General features: G+C 44.8%; 30 protein-coding genes. 20 read left to right on the forward strand and 10 right to left on the reverse strand.

Going from position 1 to position 23,998, the window contains the following annotated elements:
* Window positions 1–6 precede the first annotated feature (6 nt).
* The 11 genes from FBF61_RS22365 to FBF61_RS22415 all read left to right on the forward strand — a co-directional run bounded on the left by FBF61_RS22365 (window position 7) and on the right by FBF61_RS22415 (window position 13,013).
* Complete coding sequence (locus tag FBF61_RS22365; protein ID WP_138481571.1) at window positions 7–2,187, forward strand: right-handed parallel beta-helix repeat-containing protein; 2,181 nt, start codon at window positions 7–9, stop codon at window positions 2,185–2,187.
* A gap of 46 nt (window positions 2,188–2,233) precedes the next feature.
* Window positions 2,234–4,270: a heparin lyase I family protein gene (locus FBF61_RS35305; protein WP_138481573.1), complete on the forward strand. Its 2,037-nt coding sequence runs from the start codon at window positions 2,234–2,236 to the stop codon at window positions 4,268–4,270.
* A gap of 12 nt (window positions 4,271–4,282) precedes the next feature.
* Window positions 4,283–4,666 (forward strand): hypothetical protein, encoded by a 384-nt coding sequence (locus tag FBF61_RS22375; RefSeq protein WP_138481575.1) that lies wholly within the window; start codon window positions 4,283–4,285, stop codon window positions 4,664–4,666.
* A 363-nt stretch (window positions 4,667–5,029) separates the two neighbouring features.
* The gene (locus tag FBF61_RS22380) at window positions 5,030–6,493 is read left to right on the forward strand and encodes a hypothetical protein (protein WP_138481577.1); all 1,464 of its coding nucleotides are present in this window, start codon (window positions 5,030–5,032) and stop codon (window positions 6,491–6,493) included.
* Between the two features lie 4 nt (window positions 6,494–6,497).
* On the forward strand, window positions 6,498–7,031 hold the full coding sequence (locus tag FBF61_RS22385; protein WP_138481579.1) for a ParB N-terminal domain-containing protein: 534 nt from the start codon (window positions 6,498–6,500) through the stop codon (window positions 7,029–7,031).
* 6 nt (window positions 7,032–7,037) lie between these two features.
* Window positions 7,038–7,673, forward strand: a complete 636-nt coding sequence (locus FBF61_RS22390) for a hypothetical protein (protein ID WP_138481581.1) — start codon at window positions 7,038–7,040, stop codon at window positions 7,671–7,673.
* Window positions 7,657–9,126 (forward strand): phage terminase large subunit, encoded by a 1,470-nt coding sequence (gene terL, locus FBF61_RS22395; RefSeq protein ID WP_138481583.1) that lies wholly within the window; start codon window positions 7,657–7,659, stop codon window positions 9,124–9,126. The genes FBF61_RS22390 and terL overlap by 17 nt, the downstream gene beginning before the upstream one ends.
* Complete coding sequence (locus FBF61_RS22400; protein WP_138481585.1) at window positions 9,123–10,541, forward strand: phage portal protein; 1,419 nt, start codon at window positions 9,123–9,125, stop codon at window positions 10,539–10,541. Before terL ends, FBF61_RS22400 begins: the two co-directional genes overlap by 4 nt.
* Window positions 10,542–10,544: 3 nt before the next feature.
* Window positions 10,545–10,733 carry a hypothetical protein gene (locus FBF61_RS22405; RefSeq protein ID WP_138481587.1) on the forward strand — a complete coding sequence of 63 codons (189 nt, stop codon included), beginning with the start codon at window positions 10,545–10,547 and terminating at the stop codon, window positions 10,731–10,733.
* Window positions 10,730–11,254 (forward strand): hypothetical protein, encoded by a 525-nt coding sequence (locus FBF61_RS22410; RefSeq protein WP_138481589.1) that lies wholly within the window; start codon window positions 10,730–10,732, stop codon window positions 11,252–11,254. The genes FBF61_RS22405 and FBF61_RS22410 overlap by 4 nt, the downstream gene beginning before the upstream one ends.
* 73 nt (window positions 11,255–11,327) lie before the next feature.
* A complete protein-coding gene (locus FBF61_RS22415; RefSeq protein WP_138481591.1) occupies window positions 11,328–13,013 on the forward strand; it encodes a nucleotidyltransferase family protein in 1,686 nt (561 codons plus the stop codon).
* Here the strand turns inward: FBF61_RS22415 and FBF61_RS22420 are convergent.
* The 4 genes from FBF61_RS22420 to FBF61_RS22435 are packed head-to-tail and all read right to left on the reverse strand — an operon-like array spanning window position 13,005 to window position 14,135.
* Entirely contained in the window at window positions 13,005–13,241 is a 237-nt protein-coding gene (locus tag FBF61_RS22420) for a hypothetical protein (RefSeq protein WP_138481593.1), read from the reverse strand. The genes FBF61_RS22415 and FBF61_RS22420 overlap by 9 nt on opposite strands.
* 20 nt (window positions 13,242–13,261) lie before the next feature.
* Entirely contained in the window at window positions 13,262–13,468 is a 207-nt protein-coding gene (locus tag FBF61_RS22425; protein WP_138481595.1) for a hypothetical protein, read from the reverse strand.
* A gap of 29 nt (window positions 13,469–13,497) precedes the next feature.
* Window positions 13,498–13,818, reverse strand: a complete 321-nt coding sequence (locus FBF61_RS22430) for a hypothetical protein (RefSeq protein WP_138481597.1) — start codon at window positions 13,816–13,818, stop codon at window positions 13,498–13,500.
* Between the two features lie 38 nt (window positions 13,819–13,856).
* On the reverse strand, window positions 13,857–14,135 hold the full coding sequence (locus tag FBF61_RS22435) for a hypothetical protein (RefSeq protein WP_138481599.1): 279 nt from the start codon (window positions 14,133–14,135) through the stop codon (window positions 13,857–13,859).
* A gap of 356 nt (window positions 14,136–14,491) precedes the next feature.
* Here FBF61_RS22435 and FBF61_RS22440 point away from each other — a divergent pair, with 356 nt between their 5' ends.
* Window positions 14,492–14,899 (forward strand): hypothetical protein, encoded by a 408-nt coding sequence (locus FBF61_RS22440; RefSeq protein WP_138481602.1) that lies wholly within the window; start codon window positions 14,492–14,494, stop codon window positions 14,897–14,899.
* Window positions 14,900–14,909: 10 nt separating this feature from the next.
* Here FBF61_RS22440 and FBF61_RS22445 read toward each other — a convergent pair whose 3' ends face one another.
* The 4 genes from FBF61_RS22445 to FBF61_RS22460 are packed head-to-tail and all read right to left on the reverse strand — an operon-like array spanning window position 14,910 to window position 17,769.
* A complete protein-coding gene (locus FBF61_RS22445; protein WP_138481604.1) occupies window positions 14,910–15,269 on the reverse strand; it encodes a hypothetical protein in 360 nt (119 codons plus the stop codon).
* Between the two features lie 4 nt (window positions 15,270–15,273).
* Window positions 15,274–15,702, reverse strand: a complete 429-nt coding sequence (locus FBF61_RS22450) for a hypothetical protein (RefSeq protein WP_138481606.1) — start codon at window positions 15,700–15,702, stop codon at window positions 15,274–15,276.
* A gap of 25 nt (window positions 15,703–15,727) precedes the next feature.
* The gene (locus FBF61_RS22455) at window positions 15,728–16,171 is read right to left on the reverse strand and encodes a hypothetical protein (protein ID WP_138481608.1); all 444 of its coding nucleotides are present in this window, start codon (window positions 16,169–16,171) and stop codon (window positions 15,728–15,730) included.
* A gap of 35 nt (window positions 16,172–16,206) precedes the next feature.
* Window positions 16,207–17,769, reverse strand: coding sequence for a class I SAM-dependent methyltransferase (locus FBF61_RS22460; RefSeq protein WP_166444587.1), 1,563 nt, complete (start codon window positions 17,767–17,769; stop codon window positions 16,207–16,209).
* 89 nt (window positions 17,770–17,858) lie between these two features.
* On the opposite strand from FBF61_RS22460, the gene FBF61_RS22465 reads away from it, so the two are divergent.
* Entirely contained in the window at window positions 17,859–18,068 is a 210-nt protein-coding gene (locus FBF61_RS22465; protein ID WP_138481612.1) for a hypothetical protein, read from the forward strand.
* 1 nt (window position 18,069) lies between these two features.
* Here the strand turns inward: FBF61_RS22465 and FBF61_RS22470 are convergent, their stop codons facing one another.
* The gene (locus FBF61_RS22470) at window positions 18,070–18,288 is read right to left on the reverse strand and encodes a hypothetical protein (RefSeq protein ID WP_138481615.1); all 219 of its coding nucleotides are present in this window, start codon (window positions 18,286–18,288) and stop codon (window positions 18,070–18,072) included.
* 135 nt (window positions 18,289–18,423) lie between these two features.
* Between FBF61_RS22470 and FBF61_RS22475 the strand changes: the two genes are divergently transcribed.
* The 3 genes from FBF61_RS22475 to FBF61_RS22485 all read left to right on the forward strand — a co-directional run bounded on the left by FBF61_RS22475 (window position 18,424) and on the right by FBF61_RS22485 (window position 20,946).
* Window positions 18,424–18,888 (forward strand): LexA family protein, encoded by a 465-nt coding sequence (locus FBF61_RS22475; RefSeq protein ID WP_138481617.1) that lies wholly within the window; start codon window positions 18,424–18,426, stop codon window positions 18,886–18,888.
* Complete coding sequence (locus tag FBF61_RS22480) at window positions 18,872–20,134, forward strand: Y-family DNA polymerase (protein ID WP_138481619.1); 1,263 nt, start codon at window positions 18,872–18,874, stop codon at window positions 20,132–20,134. Before FBF61_RS22475 ends, FBF61_RS22480 begins: the two co-directional genes overlap by 17 nt.
* 89 nt (window positions 20,135–20,223) lie before the next feature.
* Window positions 20,224–20,946: an SOS response-associated peptidase gene (locus FBF61_RS22485; RefSeq protein ID WP_138481621.1), complete on the forward strand. Its 723-nt coding sequence runs from the start codon at window positions 20,224–20,226 to the stop codon at window positions 20,944–20,946.
* A gap of 4 nt (window positions 20,947–20,950) precedes the next feature.
* On the opposite strand, the gene FBF61_RS22490 is transcribed toward FBF61_RS22485, so the two are convergent.
* Window positions 20,951–21,310, reverse strand: a complete 360-nt coding sequence (locus FBF61_RS22490; protein WP_138481623.1) for a hypothetical protein — start codon at window positions 21,308–21,310, stop codon at window positions 20,951–20,953.
* Window positions 21,311–21,355: 45 nt separating this feature from the next.
* Between FBF61_RS22490 and FBF61_RS22495 the strand changes: the two genes are divergently transcribed.
* From FBF61_RS22495 to FBF61_RS22510, 4 genes are read left to right on the forward strand one after another with little or no spacing between them, the layout of a single operon-like run.
* Window positions 21,356–22,138 carry a DNA-formamidopyrimidine glycosylase family protein gene (locus FBF61_RS22495; protein WP_138481625.1) on the forward strand — a complete coding sequence of 261 codons (783 nt, stop codon included), beginning with the start codon at window positions 21,356–21,358 and terminating at the stop codon, window positions 22,136–22,138.
* A gap of 53 nt (window positions 22,139–22,191) precedes the next feature.
* Window positions 22,192–22,836, forward strand: a complete 645-nt coding sequence (locus FBF61_RS22500) for an SOS response-associated peptidase family protein (RefSeq protein WP_138481627.1) — start codon at window positions 22,192–22,194, stop codon at window positions 22,834–22,836.
* Window positions 22,837–22,890: 54 nt separating this feature from the next.
* Window positions 22,891–23,352 (forward strand): hypothetical protein, encoded by a 462-nt coding sequence (locus FBF61_RS22505; protein WP_138481629.1) that lies wholly within the window; start codon window positions 22,891–22,893, stop codon window positions 23,350–23,352.
* Window positions 23,353–23,361: 9 nt separating this feature from the next.
* Window positions 23,362–23,814: a hypothetical protein gene (locus tag FBF61_RS22510; protein WP_138481631.1), complete on the forward strand. Its 453-nt coding sequence runs from the start codon at window positions 23,362–23,364 to the stop codon at window positions 23,812–23,814.
* Window positions 23,815–23,998: the final 184 nt, after the last annotated feature.

Here is a 23,998-nt window from a genome sequence, read left to right on the forward strand (position 1 = left end):
ACACTAATGAAAAAGACACTCACACTATTTTGTTTTTTACTGAATAGCCTTTCCGCTTTCTCTCAAACAACACCCGAGGCGAAAGCAAAAGCTTCGATTGCCAAGATATCAGACAACACAATCAAGGCTATAAAGCCATCTGACTTCAGGAATGCATACACCGACATCCTGAACTTGGCTATTTCCCGGGCACCCTTTCTTTCAATGAAAGATCTCCGCCTGGGCAAAGCTGATACCGCCCGGGTAGTATTGATCAATGAAGGCGGAAGATCAGGACAGTTCATTTATGACCCAACGGACACCACAAGCCCTGACGATTCAGCAATGGTGATCAGGTATGGCGCAAGAAGGTATAAACGCCCATTACAGGAGTATGTGACACCTCTGTCATTCGGCGCTGTTGGGGATAGCGCCACTGATGACGCATCGGCAGTCCGCAAAGCCGCGGCATTTGCCACTGCCAAGAAACGCACATTGCTCATTGAAGCAGGATATGTGTTTACCCTTAATTCGACTGTGCTTTTTGGTTGCAATGTCGATGGTTACGGCACAATAAAAACTCGTAACAGCGCGTCATTTACAGCGAATGCAAGTAATATGACAATTAAAAATATTACGATAACGGGTAAACACGCTAACGTAATCGCGGGCCGTGGCTTGTACATCAGTTACGCTTCAAATGTGGTCGTTGACAATGTCAAGGCAGTCAGCACCATCAGTCAGGGCATATATTTTCTTGGGGGCGTAAATATTAAAGCTGTCAATTGCCGAACAGCAGAGCAGAGAGGGGAGTATGGTGATGGGATTTATTTTGGCGCTGCCACGAACCCGTCCGCTGCAAACTGTTTCGTTCGTGATTTTCAACGCGTAGGGATTGTTTTTGAACAAGGCTGCACCAGTGCTATTGCGATAGGCAACACTGTCAAAGATAGCTATCCCGCATGGTCTTCACAGTTCAATGGGGGGATATGGGGTGAGAAAATCAAGGGAGCGATATTCGCAAACAACTACATTGAAAATGTAAGGGATAAATCGCTTACCCTCTCACCGAACTCAACCACTACTGCCGGCAAAACTTATAGTTATATCGTTTCCGGAAATACAATGGTCAAGAGCGCCGAAGGATTTGGGTTTGCCTTTTCAGAGGACCAGATTTTAAATTACAGTGACAACACAACGATCGATGTTCGACGGGGAACAGAAATTGGCCCTTGCCTTGAAGCCACGCTTTCCAACTCCACATTTGCTCTGAGAGATTCATCAGCGAGCTGGTTTTCTGAGCTAGTCCGGTTTGTCCCGATCACTACAACCGGCAAAAAGACGAAGCTGACCATAGACAACTGTAAGAATTATATTAATGGAGGTGCCGCAGTTTTAATTACAAACGTTGCAGCCCACAAAGGCGATTTGACAGTTCAGAATTGCCGAACCGGAAACTGGGCTTTCCTGCAACAGCCGGTAACACTTGAAGGAGACGTCAATTTCTTCAATTCGAATGCAGACTTTACAGTACTCGGCAGTACTCAGCGATATTTGACGAACAGTATAAATGCCACCTTCCGGGAAAGCAATTTAAAAATAGACAAAACCAACACTCTCTTGTTGCAGGGGGCAAAAGTTGAGTTCATCAACTGCAATATTACAGCTGATTCGACCAGTCAAATACAATTTGGAGTGTTTGGAGCGGAAAACGTTCGGTTCGAAAGTTGCAAAATTGATAAAGTGAAGCTTTACAATATACGCAAGAACGTTACAAAGCTGTACTTGATCAATAACGAGTTCACAGACTACCAGTCCGAAGGGATTTTTAATACAGTCGTCGTATCACTCAACACCCTGGACGTGCGAGGCAACAAGTTCAGCAGCACACTAACGACCAACGCCCCGATCCAGCTTTTCAACGGCGCAGTAAACACAGCCTTTGGAATCAATTCATTCACGAGCTCCACCTTGGTGACTCAGTTTTCTCCGAAATATGATTTCGCGGCCAGGTTGACGAATACATCCACTAGTGTCCCGAACAAAACATCGTTGAATACATCTTATGGGGGATATAAAGGCGGAACAAAGGTTGTTTATCGATTCATTTCGACCGGCGCAAGAAGCTATGAAAAAAACGACGATTCGGCGACGTCAGATTGGGAGGAAACCATCTATTCAACAGGCATAAAAAGCTTTTTGCCTTAGGAATCGCAGTCGCTTAAAAAAGTAACAAACACACACGCTATATAAAATGAAAAAAATGCTTTTGTGGCTTGTCCTGATCCTTTCAGGCCTTGCCGGTGAAGTTCAAGGTCAAAACCCGGAGGGATACATCCGGAAGATCCTCAAAGACGGACGTATAATTACTGCCGTACGGGTTGATTCTTACGCTGAAATGCAGGGTCAATGTTTTGTTGGAAGCCCGAAGCAATTTGTTGTGGAGACAGATGAGCATTCTGAGGGAAATAATGTATTGTATTACTGGGACGGATATTTGCTTCATACTGGGGGCCCAGGTACGGGTGGCGGTGGAAGCCAAGGCCCACCGGGGATTCAGGGTATTCAAGGCCCACAAGGGATTCAAGGGTTAAAAGGCGACAAGGGTGATCCAGGGGAACGCGGCCCGCAAGGGATTCAGGGCCCCACGGGTCTGACAGGAGCGACGGGGCCTGCTGGAATCGCTGGGGCTGCCGGAACAGCTGGGGTGAAAGGGGATAAGGGGGATACGGGAGCCACGGGGGCTACCGGTCCTACTGGCGCAACCGGACCTGCCAACACGAATGCTTCCGCACTCGAATCCGGAACGGTACCGCTGGCAAGATTGCACTCAAGTGTACTCACTGAAACCAACGCCTTAGCTCTATCCAATAAAACGATCGATGGGAACAACAATGCTTTGAATGTACTTCAAAGCCAAATTCAAGGCTGGGCAGCAGCGATGGCTGCAAAAGTCAGCACGACCGGGGACGAGTCAGTAGCAGGCATAAAAACATGGTCGAAAACACAAAGGTTTACCGATACTTGGGCAAATAAGCCGCTGATCGTCGGTGTAACAGGCCAGTCTGGCGTAATTGCTTTCGCAAGGGGTTCGGATGGTTCTACACAGGCGCGGTTTGGATATAAGTCTCAGGGCGAGAATAATATCATTGAAGCGTTTGCACCTGGTGGATCTGGCGCATTTGAAATAAACACGAACGGCGGAACAGGCCTAAAAGTATTTTCGGACGGAAGGACAGTCGTAGGCCGGGGTATAACCTTAACCAATGATGCTCATTACGATTTTCAATCAAAGGGGCCAACCTACGTGGGCTCTGCATTGAAAGTAGCAGGTAGTTTTGAAACCAACTCAGACAGTATAAAGGTATTCGCCAATAATGACGCAGCTATTGCTGGAGGGGTGAAGGTTAACCAGTGGTATTATCAGGTACTTCCTGACGGGGAGTGGGCGCCAAGGATCGCACACGCCGTTAACACTGAACCTATCTTTGGAGAGAAGGCAAGTAGTGGCACAACTCGGATATTTTGGGAGGGCTCTACGATGGAGCAGTCCTACAAGGCTCAATCTCCTAATTTAGACCACAATATAAGAAGGGCTACCAATAAAACTTCCCCGGTATATAGGTTTGAAATAAGGAGATTTGAAAACTGGGCCACAGACTCTGTAAACAATAATACTCAGAATGGGCAGTACAAGGAGCGTACAGAAATGTATCAAGAGGGGGTATCTATCCCCTTCAATCAGGATGTCTGGGTGTCTTATTCTGTTTACATAGAGCCAGGTGGAGATATATCCTATGGAGGAAACCAGGATTTCTACTGCATGTTGGGGCAGTGGCATCCTGGCGATGGAGTCCCGAGCGGGGGTCCTTCCTGGGGTATTGAATTACTGGGGCAGGGAAGTCTTAATCTTTTCACAAGAGGTCAGGATACATTGGTCCCCCCATTCTCTGGTGGAAGACCTTGGGCGGTGGACAGAGCCAATATTACCGTATCAAGAGGTGCGTGGCATAATATCGTAGTCCGGGCGAGACACAATAAAAGTGTGGGTCAGATTGACTGGTGGGTTGATAACAACCCTACCCCAGTTTATTCGGGAACAAACATTCCGATAGGAAATAATCACACTACAATTGGATACTGGAAGTTCGGGATTTATCGGACAACCAATGTGAATGCGTTGGCAGTGAGGTACGCCAACGTGGAAGTAAAAGTCGACGCTACCAACAGTAACGCCGTCAATGGCAACACCCTCAAAGGAAGAGTTGCTTCGCCATTACCAATCAATTAACCATACACACACATGAAAAATCTCATTATAGTATTCTCACTATTGTTAATGGCGACCGTTTCACAGGCCCAGACAATCCGAAAAGGCTTGGTTACTTCCATTATGGCGGCCGGCCGCATTACAGATGGACAAGAGGTAGTCGCGGCAGACCTTCCATACTTCAAAAGCCAGGGAGCATTCTTTTCGATTATGATTGTTCCCAAGGACGTGGAAAATGTTAAAGAAATTGAGATTATCAAAGCGCGGTATTACCAGGGGGAAGCTATTCGTAACATTCCATTGATGGTCAACTCTTGGAATACGGTGATGCTCGTGGAGATCGACGACGACAACGAGGCCTTGTTCGAAGACTATAATGTTTACGTTGGCTTCGGCGATGATGTGCCAGGCTTGTAAAATACACACTAAAATATGAAAAAGATACTTCTATTGCTGCTTCTGGCAGCCAATGTCACACATGGTCAGTTTATTGGGGCACCAAGGAGGGGTTTGTCAACTTCCGGCAGTGGTGGCGGATCTGAAACTGATCCTGTTTTTTCCGCGTCTCCCGCTGCTGGGATAACGTCGCCAAACATTACAAATTGGCTTTCCGCTTATAGCTGGGGAAATCATGCATCCGCTGGTTATCAAATTACATCAAACCTAAGTACTGACTTAACACCCAATGCGAGCAAGTATCCCAATGTTAATGCTGTAAATACCGGCCTTGGGCTAAAGGCGAACCTTGCTGGAGGTGCTACATTTTCAGGTACTATTATAATGCCGTCTACTTTCTCCGTTGGGACGGTGTCGGCAACAGAGATATCTTATCTTGATGGCGTTACTACATCGATCCAGGCGAATATTGATTCCAGGGCCCCAAACAACCTAAATGGGTATGTGTCTGGCGCTGGAACGGTCACTTCCACCGACACCCCGCTTCAAGGTATACAGAAGCTTAATGGTAACGACGCGTTAAAAGCGAATTTAGCCGGTGGCAATACATTTACTGGTACACAGTCTTTTCCCTCGACGACATCGATCGGAAATGTATCTTCTACCGAAATTGGCTACGTTGATGGAGTAACGTCATCAATTCAAACCCAACTTGATTCAAAGGCATCGGCGAACAATGGAACCTTGACAGGCACGACGACAACAGCGAACCTTGTGCCTGCATCTAACGGGACCTCCGACTTAGGAACGATATCAACCAGGTATTTAAACGGCTATTTCAACCGTATCAATGCAGGGGGAACACTCACGCTTATATCTGCTGGCACGAGCGCTATGCAGTTCAGTAATACTTCAACGACGTCGGGATTATTTGCTCAATTCGCGCCGATTACTAACGAATTGATGTTGCAATCCCCTGGGACTTCTTTTGGAACCAACTCTGGTCATAGATTTCAAAACTTTGGAACATCCCGGTTTGCGGGTAATGCACTGTTTGAGTCGAATATTCAAATGTCGGCGTTGCCTGCCATGGGTACAAAACCCGCAGGTGTTCTGGTTGCAGACGGATCGGGTAACATCAGCAGCCGGACAAATGCCCAGCATTTCGCTGACATCAATGAAATCCAAAACTTCAAAAGGGTAGCGGGATGGGAAGCCCAGGGTAATGGATCGACCGTAAACTCTGCTGGTCTGGCCGTAACAGCAGAAGGAACAGCCACGGCTCGAAGTGTGGCAACTACCAACTTTTATACAGGCATGCGTCGCCTGAATTACGTAGGAGCGACGACCGCAAACGCACCAGCAGGGATACGAGGCAACAACGCACAGTTCCAGGTCGCTCGGGGATTCTCGTTCCGTGCAGTTTTTGGTATTCGAGCGTACAACGCCGGACATAGGTATTATGTAGGCATGGGCGAGGACGCGGATAATACAGTCGATCCTTCTGCTCTCGTGAACAGGCTCAACATGTACGCAGATCCAGGCGATGTCACATGGAAAATACGTGGAGCGAATGCGTCACAAGGAACCGCCATCGATCTGGGCGCAAACTTCCCAGTTAACACGTCCGAAACAGATTTTTATGATGTGACCTTCAATTGTGAGCCAGGCGCGACTACGGCCACCTATTTGGTAAGAAGACTAAACACCGGAGATACCGCATCCGGAACTATCAGCACAGTTCCATCCGCTGTCTTAATCCGTCCGCAGGTGATCGCTGGTAACGCGGCAACGGGAACAGCCGCAAGTATTGACATTGCGAGGGTGGTGGTTATAACAGAGAATTGATTTCATGAAACAGACGATCAAAATACACCTCCTCGAATACAACACGGGACAAATTGAAGGACTTCCGGCGAATCCTCGGTTTATCAAGGACGATAAATACGAAAAGCTTAAAATGAGCCTTCAGGAAGATCCCGAGATGCTTGAATTACGGGAATTGCTGGTTGTGCCTCTGGACAAAATCTTCGTGGTGATCGCAGGAAACATGAGGCTCCGTGCTGCCAGTGAGCTCGGAATAAAAGAACTACCCTGTAAGGTGATCGCTGCAGGAACTGATCCTGCAACACTTCGTGCGATATCGATCAAAGACAACATCAGCTATGGAAACCACGATTGGGATATGCTCGCCAACGAATGGGAGGTTGAAGAACTCGAACATTGGGGGCTGGACATCCCGGATCTTGGAGCCGACGAAGAAGAAGCACCCAACACTGAAAAGATCCTGTCAAAAAAGCTGATCATCGAGTGTGGCGATCTGAACGAACTTGAAAAACTATACGGCGAATTGCAGGATAGAGGTTTTGTCTGCTCGCTTAAATAATTGACCATGACCGACCCACGAAGAAAAGATAAACAGATCGCAGAAGCCAGACGCGTGATCGTCGCCGAGTGCTATAAAAGGGGCATGACGATCCGGCAAACCTGCGAGGCTGTCATGAAACAAATGAGTTTGGATGGGCCGCCCAGCACCAAAACGATTTTCAACGATCGGGACTTCCTTCTCAAAGAATGGAAGAAGGAAAGGATTCAAGATGTGGATGACATGCTCCAACTTGAACTAACCCGGATTGACGATATCATCATTGAGCTTTGGGAGGCCTGGAAAAAGTCAAAAACCGATTACAAATCAAAATTCTCCAAACAAAAAGGCGAACTGCCCGCGGGTGTTTCTCACGATAGGGATATCGATAAGGAGGAAAGGAAGCGCATTAAAGCAACGTATGCAGAGCGCGGAGAAAGGGAAGAAATTATGTTCGGAGATCCGAGGTATTTATCAGAGATACGCTTCCAGCTCATAGAAAGAAGAAAGCTTTTGGGGCTATACGCTCCGGAGAAAAAAGAAGTAACAGGAGCGGGAGGAAAAGACCTTCTACCAGAGAGGACACAGGATATCAGCATGCTTACAGCCGAAGAGAAAGCCATCCTTTTAGACATTGCACGGAAAGTTGATAGAACAAAGTAGCATATCGTATTACCAACTCCTCGATGATATTGAACGTGAAGCATGTAGGGATTCTTTTTACGAGTTTTTGCAGTCTTTTTGGGACGTGATCATCAAAGAAACCCCTGTATTCAATTGGCACATTAAATTTCTATGCGACGAGCTGCAAGAACTATCTAAAAGCATTGTGAGAAGAGAGGCAAAACCATACGATCTGATTGTAAACATCCCGCCTGGAACGACAAAATCCACGGTGACAACGATCATGTGGCCTGCATGGTTATGGACTCAGGATCCGACGATCCGGATTATCACAAATTCCTACTCCATGGACTTGTCGATAGAGCATGCGGTTAAATCGCGCGATATTCTCACTTCCGAAAAGTTTAAACGCCTTTTTCCTGAAGTAAAGATCCGGAAAGACAAAGGGGCCAAGTCCTCCTATGAGAACACAAACACCGGCGCCCGTTACACTACATCTACCGGCGGTACGATTACAGGTAAGCATGCGCACATCCTGATCAGTGATGACCCGTTAAATCCAAGCCAGGCCGCATCCGACGCAGACAGGAAGGCCGCTAACGAGCACACTAAAACTTTGTCGTCGCGTAAGGTCGATAAAGCCAATACGCCAGTGATTACCATCATGCAGCGACTTCATGAGGAAGACGTGACGGGATATCTTCTCAAAAAGAAGGGCGAAAAGATCCGGCATTTGAACCTGCCCGCCGAAGACAGTGAAAAAGTTCTTCCCGCGGAAGTACGGGCAAAGTATATTTCTGGCTTGCTGGATCCTGTTCGCTTAAACAGGTCGGTTCTGGATGAAGCGCTGACCGATCTTGGATCTATGGGCTATGCCGGTCAGTACGATCAATCGCCGACTGCGAAAGGCGGGAACATCGTAAAAGCAACCTGGTTCAAATACATGTCCTCCGCCAGCTTTCAGTCGATACGGACACCACAGAACCCGGTAGTTTTCTTCATGGACACGGCCTACACGGACAAAGACCAGGACAATGACCCAACTGGCATAATTGCCACATGCAAAATCGGAGCAGACTTATACATCACCAAAGCGGCTAAGGTTTACAAAGAATTTCCAGAGCTCATCAAATTCGTCCCGGATTGGGTTCGGGCCAATGGCTACTCCAACCAAAGTACATTGCGAATTGAACCGAAAGCGTCGGGGTTGTCGGTTGTTCAGCAACTGAAAAGAACGACCGATATCAACATCACGACAACGCCGACACCGAAGGACGATAAGAAAACCAGGCTAACCGCGTCGTCTCCAAAGATCGAATGCGGCCGTGTGATCCTGATAACCGACACATGGAACGAAGACTTCGTTGACGAAATATGCGGTTTCCCAAACAAAACACACGATGAATACGTGGATTTGATCGCCTACGCGGTTGATTACCATTTGAACACACCCAAGACTCAGTCACACGCTATACACAACGCTTTTAGATGAAAAACATCAATGAAATTCTTGCTCAAGGGTCGACTACGGACATCATTGACGAATTAAAAAAGAAAAATATTGTCGTTCCTAAATGGGAGGAATTGGTCAAGGAATACGAGCCAAAGTTGCATGCTATTATTGCTGACAAGGCAAAGTATCCGGACAAACCGATTTACGACAATAACGACAACATCATTAAGACTGAACCAATCACTCGGGTGGCGATTGGCTTACAGAAACTTGCGGTGAAAAGGATGTCTGAGTTTATGTTCACTATCCCGGCAAACCCTATTTGTGAGGACGCGGACACTGACAAGCAGATTGAAGAGCAGTTCACAGCTTTGAAAAAAGTTTTGAAAAAGAACAAGTGGAAGACGCTCAATAAAAAACGGTGCAAAATAATCTCTTCGCAGTGCGAGCAGGCCACTTATTGGTATGTCGTTCAGGGCAAGGAGAAGCACAACCTTTATGGGTTCGAAACTACATTCAAACTCAAATGTGCAGTCTTCTGCCCAGAAAATGGCGACACCTTATTTCCTCTTTTTGATGAAATGGGTGATATGATCGCATTCAGCCGGGAGTTTGCAATTCAGGATGGCGACAAGAAAACACAATACTTCGAAACCTGGACAAGTGACAAGTACATTCGATGGAGACAGGAGTCTGGCAGCGAATGGACAGTTGACACACCACCTACCGTGATACAAATAGGCAAAATCCCCCTTGTGTACGGGTATCGAAAAAACCCAATCTGGGACGATGCCGACAATGGCAAAGTCTCAGAGATTGAACTGCTGCTTTCCCGTAATGGTGACATCATTGCCTACCACGCGGCCCCAGTACTTATCATCAAAGGCGAACTTGCCGGTGCGCCGAGCAAGAGCGAAGCGAACAAAGTGTTCACTACTGATACCGGCGGTGGCGCTGAATACGTATCATGGCAACAGTCGCCCGAATCGGTGAAATTCCAATTCGAAACGCTTCTTCGCATGTACTTTACTGAATTGCAGCTACCCGACCTTTCGTTCGAAAACATTAAGGGCCTGGGCGCAGCTTCCGGAGAAGCCCGCAAATGGCTCCTTGCTGATGCTCACTTAAAGGTTGGTGACGAGTCTGAAATTTACGAGGATATTATTGACCGCGAATACAGCATCATTAAGGCCTACCTCGGTGCAATGAATACGAGGTGGAAGGACTCGATCAACGATTTGGAAATCGAGACCGAGATCACACCTTTTATTATTTCCGATGAGAAAACGAAGGTCGAAGTGCTTGTGGCGGCCAACGGAGGCAAGCCTCTGGTTTCTCAGGAGCGTAGCGTAGAACTGGCTGGCTTCTCTGAAAAACCAGGTGATGATTTCATCAAGATCAAAGCCGAATACGCCGAAGAGAACGTGAAAGACATCCTCGAACCAACTTTTTAAGCCATGGACGATCTCGTATTACAGATAATCAACGCCTGCATCCAGCAAAGAAAAGATTCCGGTCTTACACCGCATCATGTGACTTTGATCAACCTTGACAGAAGCATAAAAGACTCGCTGAACCGGCTTTATTCTGCCGGTAAAATCAAGGTTGGGGATACAATTAACGATAAATACATTGATGTTTTATGAGTGATAAAAAAATAGTGGCAGCTCCTGAATTAAAGAAATTAGAGAATAATCTAAATAGCATCACCGAGTTATGTACAATTTCTGGACTTGCGTCGGTCTCCGCTGATCTCATCACGTGCCTTGTTGCCGAAAAGATCGGAAGCGGTTGCTATCGATCCGTTTACGAGTACAACCTAGATCCAAAATATGTTATTAAGATCGAGCCATTAAACACTAACTGTAATATCACAGAGTACTTATTGTGGAATGAAATACGCGGATTAACAGGGGATCTTGCATGGGTTAAGGACTGGTTCGCCCCAGTGAAATGGATGTCCCCAAACGGACGCGTTCTTGTCATGGAACGTACAAAGCAAAACTACAAAAAGAAGAAGCCAACTGAGATTCCTAAGTTCATGTGGGATGTAAAGGAGGATAACTTCGGATGGATTGGCAAAAAATATGTTTGCCACGACTATGGTCAGTTTTACAACTTCATTCATTACTCGAAGGCAATGCAAAAGGTCGGCAATCGGTGGTAGCCGTCCGTCTAAGAATAAATGACGTTTATCTAAGCAATGACTTAGATCTCTGTCTAAACACACAACACACACTATGCCAAAGTTTTCAGTCGAAGGCTGGGACGGCGAACATTTCAAAAGGACGGAGGTTTTCGCCAAACAGGTTCGGAATATTTACCTTGCTGCAATCCGGGAAGCAATCCGTATGGGGTTGTCTGTTAATTACGACCCGAGCAAACCGTTCTCGTTCTCCAAATTCCCAGTCTTAAATCAGCGGGTCAAAAAGCTCTTTGGTGACCTATCCGATAAGATCGAAGCTGTCATAACCGATGGCATCAACTCCGAATGGGAGTTTGCCAACGACAAAAACGACTCGTTTCTTAATAGTGTCCTGAAAACCGACAAGATGCCTGAGCGGGCGCTGGCCAGGTTAACGGGACGAAACAATGAAGCACTCGTTCAGTTCCAGCAGCGACGGACAAACGGACTCGGCTTATCCGACCGGGTATGGAACACGAACCAGCAATTCCGGTCCGAGTTAGAAATGGCCTTGGAGCTTGGCATTGCCGACGGACGATCAGCTGATCAACTCAGCCGTGATATCCGTTCTTACCTGGAAGACCCAGACAAGCTTTTTCGAAGAATAAGGGAGCGAGAGAACGGGCCGCTGCGATTGTCCCAACATGCCAAGAATTACAAGCCCGGACGCGGTGTTTACCGAAGCTCGTATAAAAACGCTCTTCGCCTGACTCGTACGGAGATCAATATGGCTTACAGGGAGTCCGATTTTGCCCGCTGGAAGAACTTTGACTTCGTTGTTGGGATAGAGGTTAGGCGTAGTAATAACCCCTACCCTTGCATTGTTTGCGAGAGTTTAAAAGGCCGCTACCCAAAAACATTCAAGTTCAGATCCTGGCATCCGCAATGCCGCTGTCATGCCATTTCAATTCTGGCCACGGAGAAGGAGATCAATGAGATGGAGTTGAAAATGCTCAATGGGGAAGATACTTCGGAATTTGTCAGTAAAAATGAGGTTAGGGAAATGCCCGCCGGACTTACCAGCTGGATTAACGACAATAAGCAACGACTTCTTTCCTCAGCAAGTCAGCCGTATTTTATACAGGACAACTTTAAAGGCGGGCATCTTTCCGGAGGATTAAAATTAACGTTGCCCGGCGATCCAATTGATCCATACATCAAAGCAACCAGATCGAAAGAAAACGTTTTTGCGAGACGATCCACCGATATTGCGAAAGCACTGAGAGTGAAAGTTACTGACGTGAACAAGAAATCGATCAGTCGAATTGTGGAGAAAGCGAATGCGGACTACGGCGGCGATATAACCCAAGTTCACGACATCATTAGAAATACCTTTATCTCATCAACTCTGGTTTCTCCTGAGGATATCCTCGACAAAGTCAATGAAGAATTCCAGGTAATCAAAGTGAAAGAACAATCAGCAAGTAAAGATCCTATGGGATATAGCGGGATTCTTGTTCAAGTCCTTTTAGAAAAGAACATTTTTGCAGAAATCCAGATCAATACACCGCAGATGATTTACGCAAAAGAAGCAAATGCAAAAGAAATTCTCGGGGATGACTTATTCGAGGAAATTCAAGCCGCTTCAGGACTGGAACACGGCCTTGGACATGCTTATTATGAAGAATACCGAACCATTGACCAGTCCACAAGTAAAGGGAAAGAATTGGCTCTTAAAGTGATGGACAAATCGAAAAAATACTATGAGAAGCTTCGATCCGCGGCATTAAAATCAAAATGAATCGTACGCAGACTTTTCAATTTCGTCCATTCCGAGAATAGCATCAAACACAATCCTGTTGCTGCGCTCTGTGGGGAATTCTTTCTTGCCTTTAAATTTTCGAAAGTATTGTCGCGTACCATTCTCGGTAATCCACCGGATCGCCGCGTCTTCGTAATCGTTTAAGAGGTAAGCTTCTGGCTTGTCTTCTAACTCCAAAACCGCCTCACTCGGGTCTTTTATCTTCATGACTTAAAGTTAATGAATTTTCATTTTTTTTTCGAAAATAGATGCGCCCACTGTTTCCGGTATTCATCCATTTTCTCAAAGGTAATACCATAATCGTTGAGCCTGTCATCGGTTATCGGCAGCCCGTCTCGCTCCATTTCCAACAGGGATAGTGCGCGCAGGCTTCTGTCAGTTTCTTCTGAAACTTTGAATTCAGCATGCATGGCGGTGGTTAGTTCTTCTTTCATTTATTAAGATTGTGGACATAAGTCCTTTTTTATTCGTTGATTATTTCCAGAATCCTCTCCAGTTGCGAATCGTTAAGCTTTTCAAAATTACAAATCCGGATATCCCGCAAGTTTATCGTCCGAAGGTGTTTCTGTTTCAACTCGTCAGTAGGCAGAAAAAAAGATCCATCAAAAGGTGATCCACCGATCTGAGACAAATATTTCCCGTTGTGCTCTCTTTTGAATTTAAAATGATTCGCAAATGCCGATTTATCCGTGACCCTATCAATAGTAATCACTCTGACAACCTCTCTGGAACCGACTTGGTAAATATCGTCCCCTACGTTGAGTAAAAGCTTTTCTGCTACCATGATGAAAATGTGTAAATGATATTATCCGAATCTCATTTTTAAATAAACTGCTCCTCCCGGATAACCGGCCGAAACTCTCCAAAGAAATCCCCGAACGTGGCATATTTCGAACCTCCTGCTTCCTTTTCCTCCTTTGCCGCTTCAAAGCAAAACAGCGCGTCGTCGTCCCCGTAATAGTACTGCTTCACTCCGGGAGTTTCGACTATCTCGGGCACCCAGACTTCCGAAACTGCTTCTTCCAGCGTCGAACCCGGGTACAATTGGGCGTAATTGAAAATCCTTTCAAGTGTTTCGAGTGGGAATAGTGTGGTGTTCATATGATTATTTAGGTTGAAAGTGTTTTAGAATACGATGTCAAAATCTCCTTCAATAATCTTATAATCGTTATGAAGAATTTTTTCCGTTATTAATCTCCTGATACGATCTACAGCGGCCTCATAAGAAAGATTTTGATTTTTTGGTGGTAACGGAAGCGACACCAAATAGACGGATTGTTCGATACTCGCCGCAAGAAGTCCGCGGTTGACGACTTTAAATACGACGTCCACATGTGAATCTTTAAATAACACCTGTAAAACCAACAATTTAACCTCTTCTCGCGTGATTCGATTAAAAAACTTCAATGGTATTGTTATAGAGTTCATAATTTAGTCGATCGTTTTTAAACTGTAATATGCCTGGAACCGAAACCATCATCAAGATTGAACGAACTGTCTTCAAGACTATGAAATTCAGCGCGACTGAATATATTGGATACTTGATTCAGACTTCCGACCAACTGATCAAAATTGGAATCCTGAATGACCCGGAAGACCTGTATCGTTCCGGATGTCAAGCCTCATCTGATGATCTCGCCGAGTTTATCGGTTCTCCCCTGCTCTCAATTTCCGTTTCAGAACAAGAAGTAATGCCAATCGCACTACCAGAGATAGAAGATTTCGAATTGGCAAATTTTAAACACGTTAACATTGAAACGTCCCTCGGATTACTTCAAATCACCTTTTACAACGTATCTAATAAATATTTAGACCGGGAGTTTGTCATACTGAGTAAACAAGTCAATATCCAGGATACGATTTAATGAAGTTAATTTATGTCTTCACCGGCACCCCAATCAATACCTCTCTTGTGCAATCTCCATTCAAATAATCCACCGCAAGAACCGCAATCGCCCGGCCTTGAACAGTTCGCAAAGTCGGTGAAATGTCTGTGTAATTCCTTTTATCATCAACCAGGATGTCGATTGCCTCCTCGTAACCTTCCTTGATCGCCGCGTTTTTCAACAACTTCATTTCTGGTTTGTTAAGCTTGTCATAGATCAAAGTGATGGTTTCCTCGATCTGGTCCTCCGTCGGCACCGTGTTCGCCCATTTTTCGAGATTTTCGGCTGTCCATTGCTCTAACTTGTCGTGGTACTGATTTTCTGGTGCCTTCATATTATGTGTGTTCATGCCCTCACTTTATGGAAAGATATAGTTGATACAATTGATCGTCATCCAGCTCTTCCAATTTCCATTTTTTCCACTGGAAGTTGGGTATGCTGTGTCCACCACCTCCATTCTCCATGTAACCCAACTCCGAAAGCCTATTGCTGTGGTTCATTGATGGCACTGTGCCCGCGACCATGTTTACCAGGTCAGATTTATTAACCCCTAACGTTAGAATTTCTGCAAAATCATCAAAAACTCTCGTCTTAGCGACTTCGATCAAAACCCATTTTTCGATCTCTGACAATTCAATTCGCCCGTTGCAATCATCTGAGAAATAAACTTGTCCGCTTTCCCACTGGAAATACCCGGTGCACACTGTGCCATCTTTAAACAAGGCAAAGATCTCTTTATCGATTGGCAATCCGGTTTGTAAAACTTCACCTTGTGTGCTCATAGTGGTATATCAAATATTTGAATTGTCACGATATCGGCAAATCATTAAAATCATCCGGAATTTCCAGCTGACCCTTCAAACTACCAAGCGATACCCCGCCCTCGTTTTTCACTTTCTCAATCTCCTCCTTCAAATACGCAATGTAATTGTTCCGAGACGCCAACACTTCCCTGCCTTGCTCCTCTGTCAATTCAAAACGGCCGCGCTTGTCCGGATCATCAAGCAAAAAGAACTCAACTTTGTAACTTGAATCCGAATGTTCGAACCGGTGAGGGTGGATTCCTAGATCGTGGAACAACGGCATCAGAAAAGGTGATGTTACTGGGCCAGATGCATCCCCACCGAATCTCTTGTAAAATTCAGCAAGAGCGAGCTTGTATTCCGTCTCGAAAACATTCTCCACCTGAAAGACATCGGACTTGAAAAACTCAAGAAGTTCCTTAGGAGGTATCGCATCTGTAAATCTCATTTTTAGCTAAGGCGGTTTAATTCAAAGATAAGGAATTAACAAACTGGTTCTTTGCTCGACTTTCTTTTTGCGAAACCTTTCCAGGTCTCAGCAGGTAATGGATTACCCTTTGCTTTGCTGTATGCCTGGTTTAGCCTTGCCCAATCCTCAATATTCAAGAATTCAAAGTGACCTGTCCCTTTCTTGAAAACTTTAAACCGAAAGAAGCCCCACTCGTACCAAGTGTTGGGCTTAAAATACCCGTAACCTGATGGTTTTGGGTATGGAAGGGTTTGTCGATTATACTTCCCCGTCCGTCGCTCTTCAGCAGCCCGCATTTCCAGAATTTCCGTCTGGGTATCTTGGGGCAATGAAGAATCCCCGATTGGGGGCATTCTGTTGTAATCCTTACCAGTTAGGAAGCACAGTGCTTTAACAAGATCAATTATCTGAGAAAATTTGCCCTGGTGAGTATTTATTTTCACTCCATTATTCCCTTCCCAAGCATATTGGTATTCACAAATATAGGGCGTGATAAATTTCTGGTTCAATAGGTTACCTGCGTTCGTTTTCCACCCTGGCAAGTTGAATCTGTTCTCATCAGTATACATTGTAAAGTTGTCTACGGCCTCGACAATAGCTTTTTCCATATTCTCCCCGGAAGTTCCCACGATCGTCTCTACCATCCGAAAAATATTTTTCATGGTGAATGGGTAATTCAATCGACTTTCAACGTATTCGTTCACCTTTGACATCACTCCTCTTGTCAGGTATTTTTCAAGATCAAACTTTGCGAAAACAATCTTCCAGCACTTCTTCTGCAGGGTTCTGGCAAATGTGGCTTTGTCGACTATCTCGCCCTTATCATGCCCCCTGTCATCGATATCAGTGCTTGACACCTTGTAATTAAAACCTCCGTGGGTACCAAACCCCACCGCCTTACATATTCCATTTAGTTCGTTTCCCACGTCGGCGAATTTATCAAAACACCGCACTGCGCCTGTATAATTATTGACTAGCGCTTGAATTTCGTTGTAACGGATCACACCGGAGACATCGTTCAGTTCCGGCATATCGTAGTAGAATCCTTCAAAGGCTTCATTGCTCGCAGATACCGGCTTGAATAACCTGATAATCGCAATCGACACATCCGTTACTCGCTCAGCTCGTTTGTAAGCCCCGTCGTAATGCTCCACACCCCCATAGCTTGCAATCAACGATTTAAGCTCTTTGCGCTTTTGACTGTACGGGTTGTTGATGGTTTCTGCGTTGCATTGGGAAACGATTTCGCACCCTTCCGGCGCAATATTCCACGCATGTAAGATGTGTTGATCTGCATTTGAATAGGGTGGGTTCATAAGTATCATCTGCACATGGCTAATGCTTTCTGATGTTGCCTGGAACCAATCAGAACCGATTACAGGATATTTTGTGGATAACAGGGCACGGAGCTCGTCGTTTTTTTCAATGCCTTCAACAGAATAAGCCCCTGAAGCGAAAGCATATCTTAAAATATTCCCTTTCCCTGCCGACGGATCAAGAACCCTTTTTCCGTAACAATCAACATTCATCGCCTCCCAGGCTTCTTTACTACAAGGATAAAATTCAGGATCAAACATAACACTCTTCATTTGCGACATCATAAAAGTACAACAATAGTTTTACTTATACAACTTTTGTTTTACTTTCTTATCTTTGGAGCATGAAAATGGAGGAATATCTGAAAAGTGGGTTATCTATCAACCTCAATGAAGTTGCAAAACGCATGTGGCCTAACAACCCGAGCGCAAAAACTTATATGAGTGCTAAATTGAATGGTAAAGAGAAAAAGTGGACACCAAAGGATACCGAAAAGGCTAAACAAGTTTTACGGGAGCTTTATCAAAGTGGACTTAATCAAATCGACAACTTAAAGTAACCTACCTCTCCCCTTCCAAGATCCGCTTCACCTCCATCAAATGCGGATAGTAATTCGTCCCCTTCCCGCCATCCGGATTAATTTTCATCAACCGTATCCGATCGTTGACCCATTGCTTGGATATTTCGGTGGTGTAACCCATCATTTGTACCCACTGGGTTGTAATCTCCAATTTCTCAAAATACCGCTCCAACTCCAAAATATCTTTCAACGTAGCCATCTCACATTTCCTTTTTCATTTCAACACGCAAAATTTAACATCATTTGGATCATTTCCAAATTTTAGGAATTATTCCATTTTTTTCTTGACAAGTTGGCTCAAGCTTGTTCACCTTTGCATAAAATCAGCGAGGACATGGGAGCGTTAGCCATTATTGAAACCGAGAACTTAGATGTGTTTGCCTGCCCACAGCAGCGACCTATTATTTTACCACTAATTCCGGGCATCAGTGCCGGATTCCCCTCCCCCGCGGCTGATTTCATTGATTTAAACATCGATCTCTCAAAAGAAATCGTCAAAAACCCTTCATCAACATTCTTTGGTCGTGTTAAAGGCGACAGCATGCACGGGGCTGGCATCGACGACGGTGATATCATGGTCGTCGATAAAAGCCTTTCGTGTAAAGAAGGCGACATTGCTGTTTGCTTTGTGGACGGCGAATTCACGGTTAAACGGATCCGTTTCGAAAAAGACGCATGCTGGCTGATTGCCGAAAACGACAAATACCCTCCTATCCGAGTAACCGATGATAACGAAATGGTAATCTGGGGAATAGTAATCAGCGTAATTAAATTCTTCGGACATGTTCGCCCTCGTTGACTGCAATAATTTTTACGCTAGTTGTGAGCGGTTGTTTCGGCCTGAACTGAACGGTAAGCCGGTGGTGGTGCTTTCCAACAATGACGGGTGCGTGATTGCGCGGAGCAACGAAGCGAAAGCCCTGGGCATTGAAATGGGTGCGCCCGCGTTTCTGTTTGAAAAAAAGTTCAAAGAGCAGCACATCAACGTGTTCAGCAGCAACTATGCACTTTACGGTGATATGAGCAGCCGGGTAATGACTATTCTTTCCAAATACTCACCAGATGTCGAAGTCTATTCGATTGACGAAGCGTTTTTGAAGTTCGACGGCTTTAAGCTCTTCGATCTTAAAAAGATCGGCGAGCAAATGAGAAAGGAAGTCACAAAAAGCACAGGGATACCTATCAGTGTCGGCATTGCCCCGACAAAAGCGCTGGCCAAGCTTGCAAACAAGATCGCCAAGAAGTTCCCTAAGCAGACCGGTGGGGTTCACGCGATCGATACGCAGGATAAACTGATCAGAGCAATCGCCTTTTTCAAAATCGGGGACGTTTGGGGCATTGGCCGACAGCACGAGAAGCGGTTAAAAGCAGTGGGGGTTGAATCGATTTTAGATTTCACGCTCTTGCCGGAAGATTGGGTTAAAAAACAGATGTCGGTTGTAGGGCTCAGGCTTCAAAAGGAACTTGCCGGGATCCGCACACTTGACCTAGAAGACACAAAGGACAAAAAGAACATCGCTGTTACCAGGTCTTTCGATGAGAACTATACAGAATACGGGAAAGTAAAGGAGCGGGTAATCACATTTGCCACGATTTGCGGGGAAAGGCTCAGAAAACAGGATAGTTGTTGTAATGTGATACAGGTCTTTGTGCACACAAATACGTTCAGGCCGGAACAGCCTCAATATAGTCGCTCCGTCACAATTGACCTTCCATACCCCACAAATAGCAGCATGGAGCTTGCCCATTTTGCCGTGGATGCTTTGCAACGAATCTACAAAGATGGTTACGGCTACAAAAAGGCTGGAGTGATCGTGATGGAATTTACCCCGGCAGATAGCAAACAGCAAATGCTGTTTGAAAACTCCGACCCGAAACAGGGCAATTTGATGGCCGTGCTCGATAAATTAAACAAAGCACTCGGGCAGCAGAAGGTGAAGCTTGCCTCCCAGGATCTTGACAAAGTATGGAAGATGAAACGGGCGAAACTTTCTCCCAGGTATACCACTCGACTTGATGAAATCATAACGGTGCACTGCCGGTAGTTTCTCTCTGGCATAATTCTGTTCAATAATTTCTATCAAATAGATTTTTTTGATAAGTTTATCCAGGGACATTACTCAGACAGATCACTATGTGCTATCACGTTTCAAATGAGAGCAGTGCGGAAGAAATCCAACGGGAATTCAAACTGCCAATGGACAAAGTTGAGAAGTTTAAGGAGAGGTATGATTTTGTCGGTTTTGAAAAGCCTTACCTGCCGGTTATATCGAAAGAAAACCCGAAAATGATCGATATGTACCGCTGGCGGCTGGTTCCTGAATGGGTAAAGGATGAGAAAGACTGGAAGGCGAACACACTGAATGCCAGAAATGACGAGCTTTTTGAAAAGCCGTCGTACAGAAACTATTGGCAAAACAGGTGCCTGATTATCTGTACAGGATTTTTCGAACCACACTATCCGGATTTGAGCGGGAAAGAACATGAGTCTTGGTACATCAAACCAAAAAACAAAAAGTTCTTTGTGCTGGGCGGGATATATTCAAATTGGAAAAACGAAAAGACATTCAGCATTGTGACAACGGATGCCAGCCCGAAAATGGAGGAAGTCCATAATGATGGGAAGCGGCAACCACTGGTATTGACCGGTGATGCTGCGCTGGCTTGGCTGGTGCCGGATCTAACAAAAGACGAAATGAAAAACTTAATGTTGTTCCAGTACCCTGATGATGATTTGATTGCTTACAGAACGGTCGATGGTATCTACAATTCAAGGCTGGATACAAATGTTCCGGCAGCTATTAAACCTTATGAAAGGCCACCATTCAACGTGTTGGATATGTTTGGAGTTAACTAATCGGTTACTCGTTTGCAGCATTTGTCCCTTTTTCGATTAACACGAAATCTTGACCTGGGTAAAACCAATAGTCGTTATGAGCCGCACAGATCCCGGAAATATAACTCTCATTCAAGCGGACTTTGATTAGCTTTTCCACCATTTCGCTAGCCTTGTCAACACCGGTAACTTGTAAGCAACGAAGCAGGAATTGTCCGAAGAAATTGACTTCGCCGGTGGCCGGAGAAGCGAAGAGGTCCCGACCACCGAATAAAAACACGTCGCCGTTAATTTCGATTTTTAACGCAGCTGATAAGTATTCGTTCTCGATAAGGTAAATATCAACGCCAATGATTTCACCGGTAGTAACAATTGAGTCTTCCATGTAGTTGAGTTATAATGCAAAACAATTATATAAATAAAGTATGCCATGCCCGAAATTCCAGAACTAAATGTTTTAAAAAACAATCTGTTGAAGAGATTCAAGGGGAAGAAGGTTGAAGAATTCCGGATCCTTTGGAAGAAAAACATCAAAACACCGGAAGAAGAATTTGCAAAAACATTTCAGGGCGCCAAATTGATGGATATAACCAGGGAAGGAAAGATACTGTTACTCCGCTTTGACAATGATCAGATCTTGGGGATACATCTACGATTGACTGGCAGGGCTTTTTTGATACCAGAAGAAGAAGACACGAAGTTCCCGATCATGATGATGCTATTCAAAAAGGATGGCTTCGGCATAAATGATTTTATGGGCCAGGCTCAACCCGAGATCAATCCTACGATTCCAGATGTCCCTGACGTGTTATCGAAAGATTTTACCCTTGACTATTTGAAGGCGATTATTGCAAAACGGAGCAACAAAGCCATAAAGACAGTATTGACGGAGCAAAAACTTCTTCGGGGAATGGGGAATGCCTATACTGATGAATCACTTTGGGCGGCAAAAATAGATCCTCGATCTATTGCTTCGAAAATTCCGGATGCAAAGTTGAAGGAGTTTTTAGACTGCCTCCATGAAGTGTACTCGGATGCCGAGAATGAAATCGATATAGCCACAGGCAAAGATTCACTGATGATAGAAAAGCGCGAGTTCATGAAAGTGCACAATAGCAAGCGCAAGCAGGATCCGGAAGGGAATGACATTGAGAAGGGAGAGGTCGCGAAAGCTAAAACGTATTGGAGCAAAGCACAGCAGCTTTATGAGTAGAAGACACGGCGTATATATTTTTTATTAAAGACTTAATGCAAACCTGATATGTTGTGAGACTGACAAAAGCTCTATCTGAAATCGAGGCAGAATATGGGGCTAAATTTCAGGATCCAAAGTCCTACGTCGCTTTCGAGTGGTTTACTGGAACGGATTACCCACCCCTACCGATTATCGCAAATGATCAAATGAAAATCATTATGATAGCGTATTGGGGATTAAGCAGTGAAACAAAATCAGAATGGGCAAATGAATGGATCTGGAGAATCCAGCTTAATCAAGTTCATTCAAATGTAGCAGTTCGCTCAAATATTGCAAATAGGTGCCTAATTTTAGTCGATGGTTTCTTTCAGAACCGGTTAGTTGATAAAAAGATTCGGAGATGCCTAGTTACAAAGGCTAACAAGACGGTTTTCGCTTGCGCAGGAATCTACGAAGACCAGACTGACCACCAAACCGGTGAAAAGATCCGGAAATTTACTATTTTGACGACCGGAGCCAACGGCTTGATGGCCATCGTCGACAATCGACAAAAACGAATGCCTATTGTATTAGATAAGGACGAAGAATCGAAATGGCTGGATCCTAAAAGCGACATAATGGACTTTTCAGACAGAAGGAAAATAGAGCTTGTTGCTGACTATGCCCCATCAGAGAAGATAGTAAAGCCTGGCTACTCGTACAATTTATTCGATTAAACACCTTTCAACAGAGATCAACTCAACACCCGAGCATTCGATAAAAAAATACCTATGATTGATTATCCACAATTTTCGATCGTCAATGCTGACAATTTAAGTTTTGACATCGATCATTCAGTATTAGATAGAGTTAAAAGAAAAGAGTTTGGCCGTTACGTTGGAATTTCAGTATTATCCAGGTTTGAAGGATTCGATAAAGGACTGTTACCCATTGTTACCAATATCAAATTGGTTGGCCTTATCGGCGAAAACCAGTTCGAGGCGGTTGATTCCTTTTACGTATCAATTTTTCAGTTTTCCGACCAGCGGAGTATCCTTTTAGGAGTTAACGAAGATTCCGTGCGTATTCTACAGAAATGCCACCAGTTAGCCCAAGCACACGCTTATTCAATATTTTCATTGCTTTGTAAAGAAAATGGCGTACCACAATCCGGTATGGAACTAACACCGGAAGAAAACTCAGTTGAAGGCATTGAGGAATTTTTAGAACAAATAGCCCTTCCGGCAGAATAAAGATATTTTATGGATTATTTCATTTCAGGCACTGTGCCGGCTCCCATCGAATTCAATCAGAACTCTTATGGTCTGTATTTACTCGGAGAGTACGGGGAATCGAGTGCGATAGGATTTAAGTCAGGCATCAATGATTTCAAAAAAGGGACATTGTCAATTAGCGTTCAAATCGAATTCTACGCGGATCGTGACGGTGACGGAATTTGGGTAGCTCGCGGCAGACAAGTGTCATTCTTCGAATTCGAGAATCCTGGTCTATTGAAGAGAGGCCCAACAAAGAAAGCTATTTCGATTTTGAAAGAGTGTACCGACTTAGCGCAGGCGTACTGTTATGCAAACTTTTCTTTTGAAGGGTCAAGGAACAAACTACCGATGATGCCCTCAATAGTACAGCCGTTTATCGAGACCGAAAAGGCAATAATGGACTTTCTAGCAAAGCACAACGAATTGAAGAAAAAGTAGGCAATAGGAACATCAGGTAGTTAAATTCTAATAGTTTTTCTCGGGTGATGTTAATGGGGTTAGTTGGTTCAGCCAAGTGCAAACTTTTCCTCTTTCGTTAATTTACTAAGAGCCTTTTTTCGGAGCTCATCACCATTGTAGGGCATGCATTCTTCGAAAGTGTCGAAGATAATAAATTCTAATC

Origin of the sequence: Dyadobacter bucti (assembly GCF_005869225.1) — a bacterium.
In the GTDB taxonomy this organism is placed as follows: Bacteria; Bacteroidota; Bacteroidia; order Cytophagales; family Spirosomataceae; genus Dyadobacter; species Dyadobacter bucti.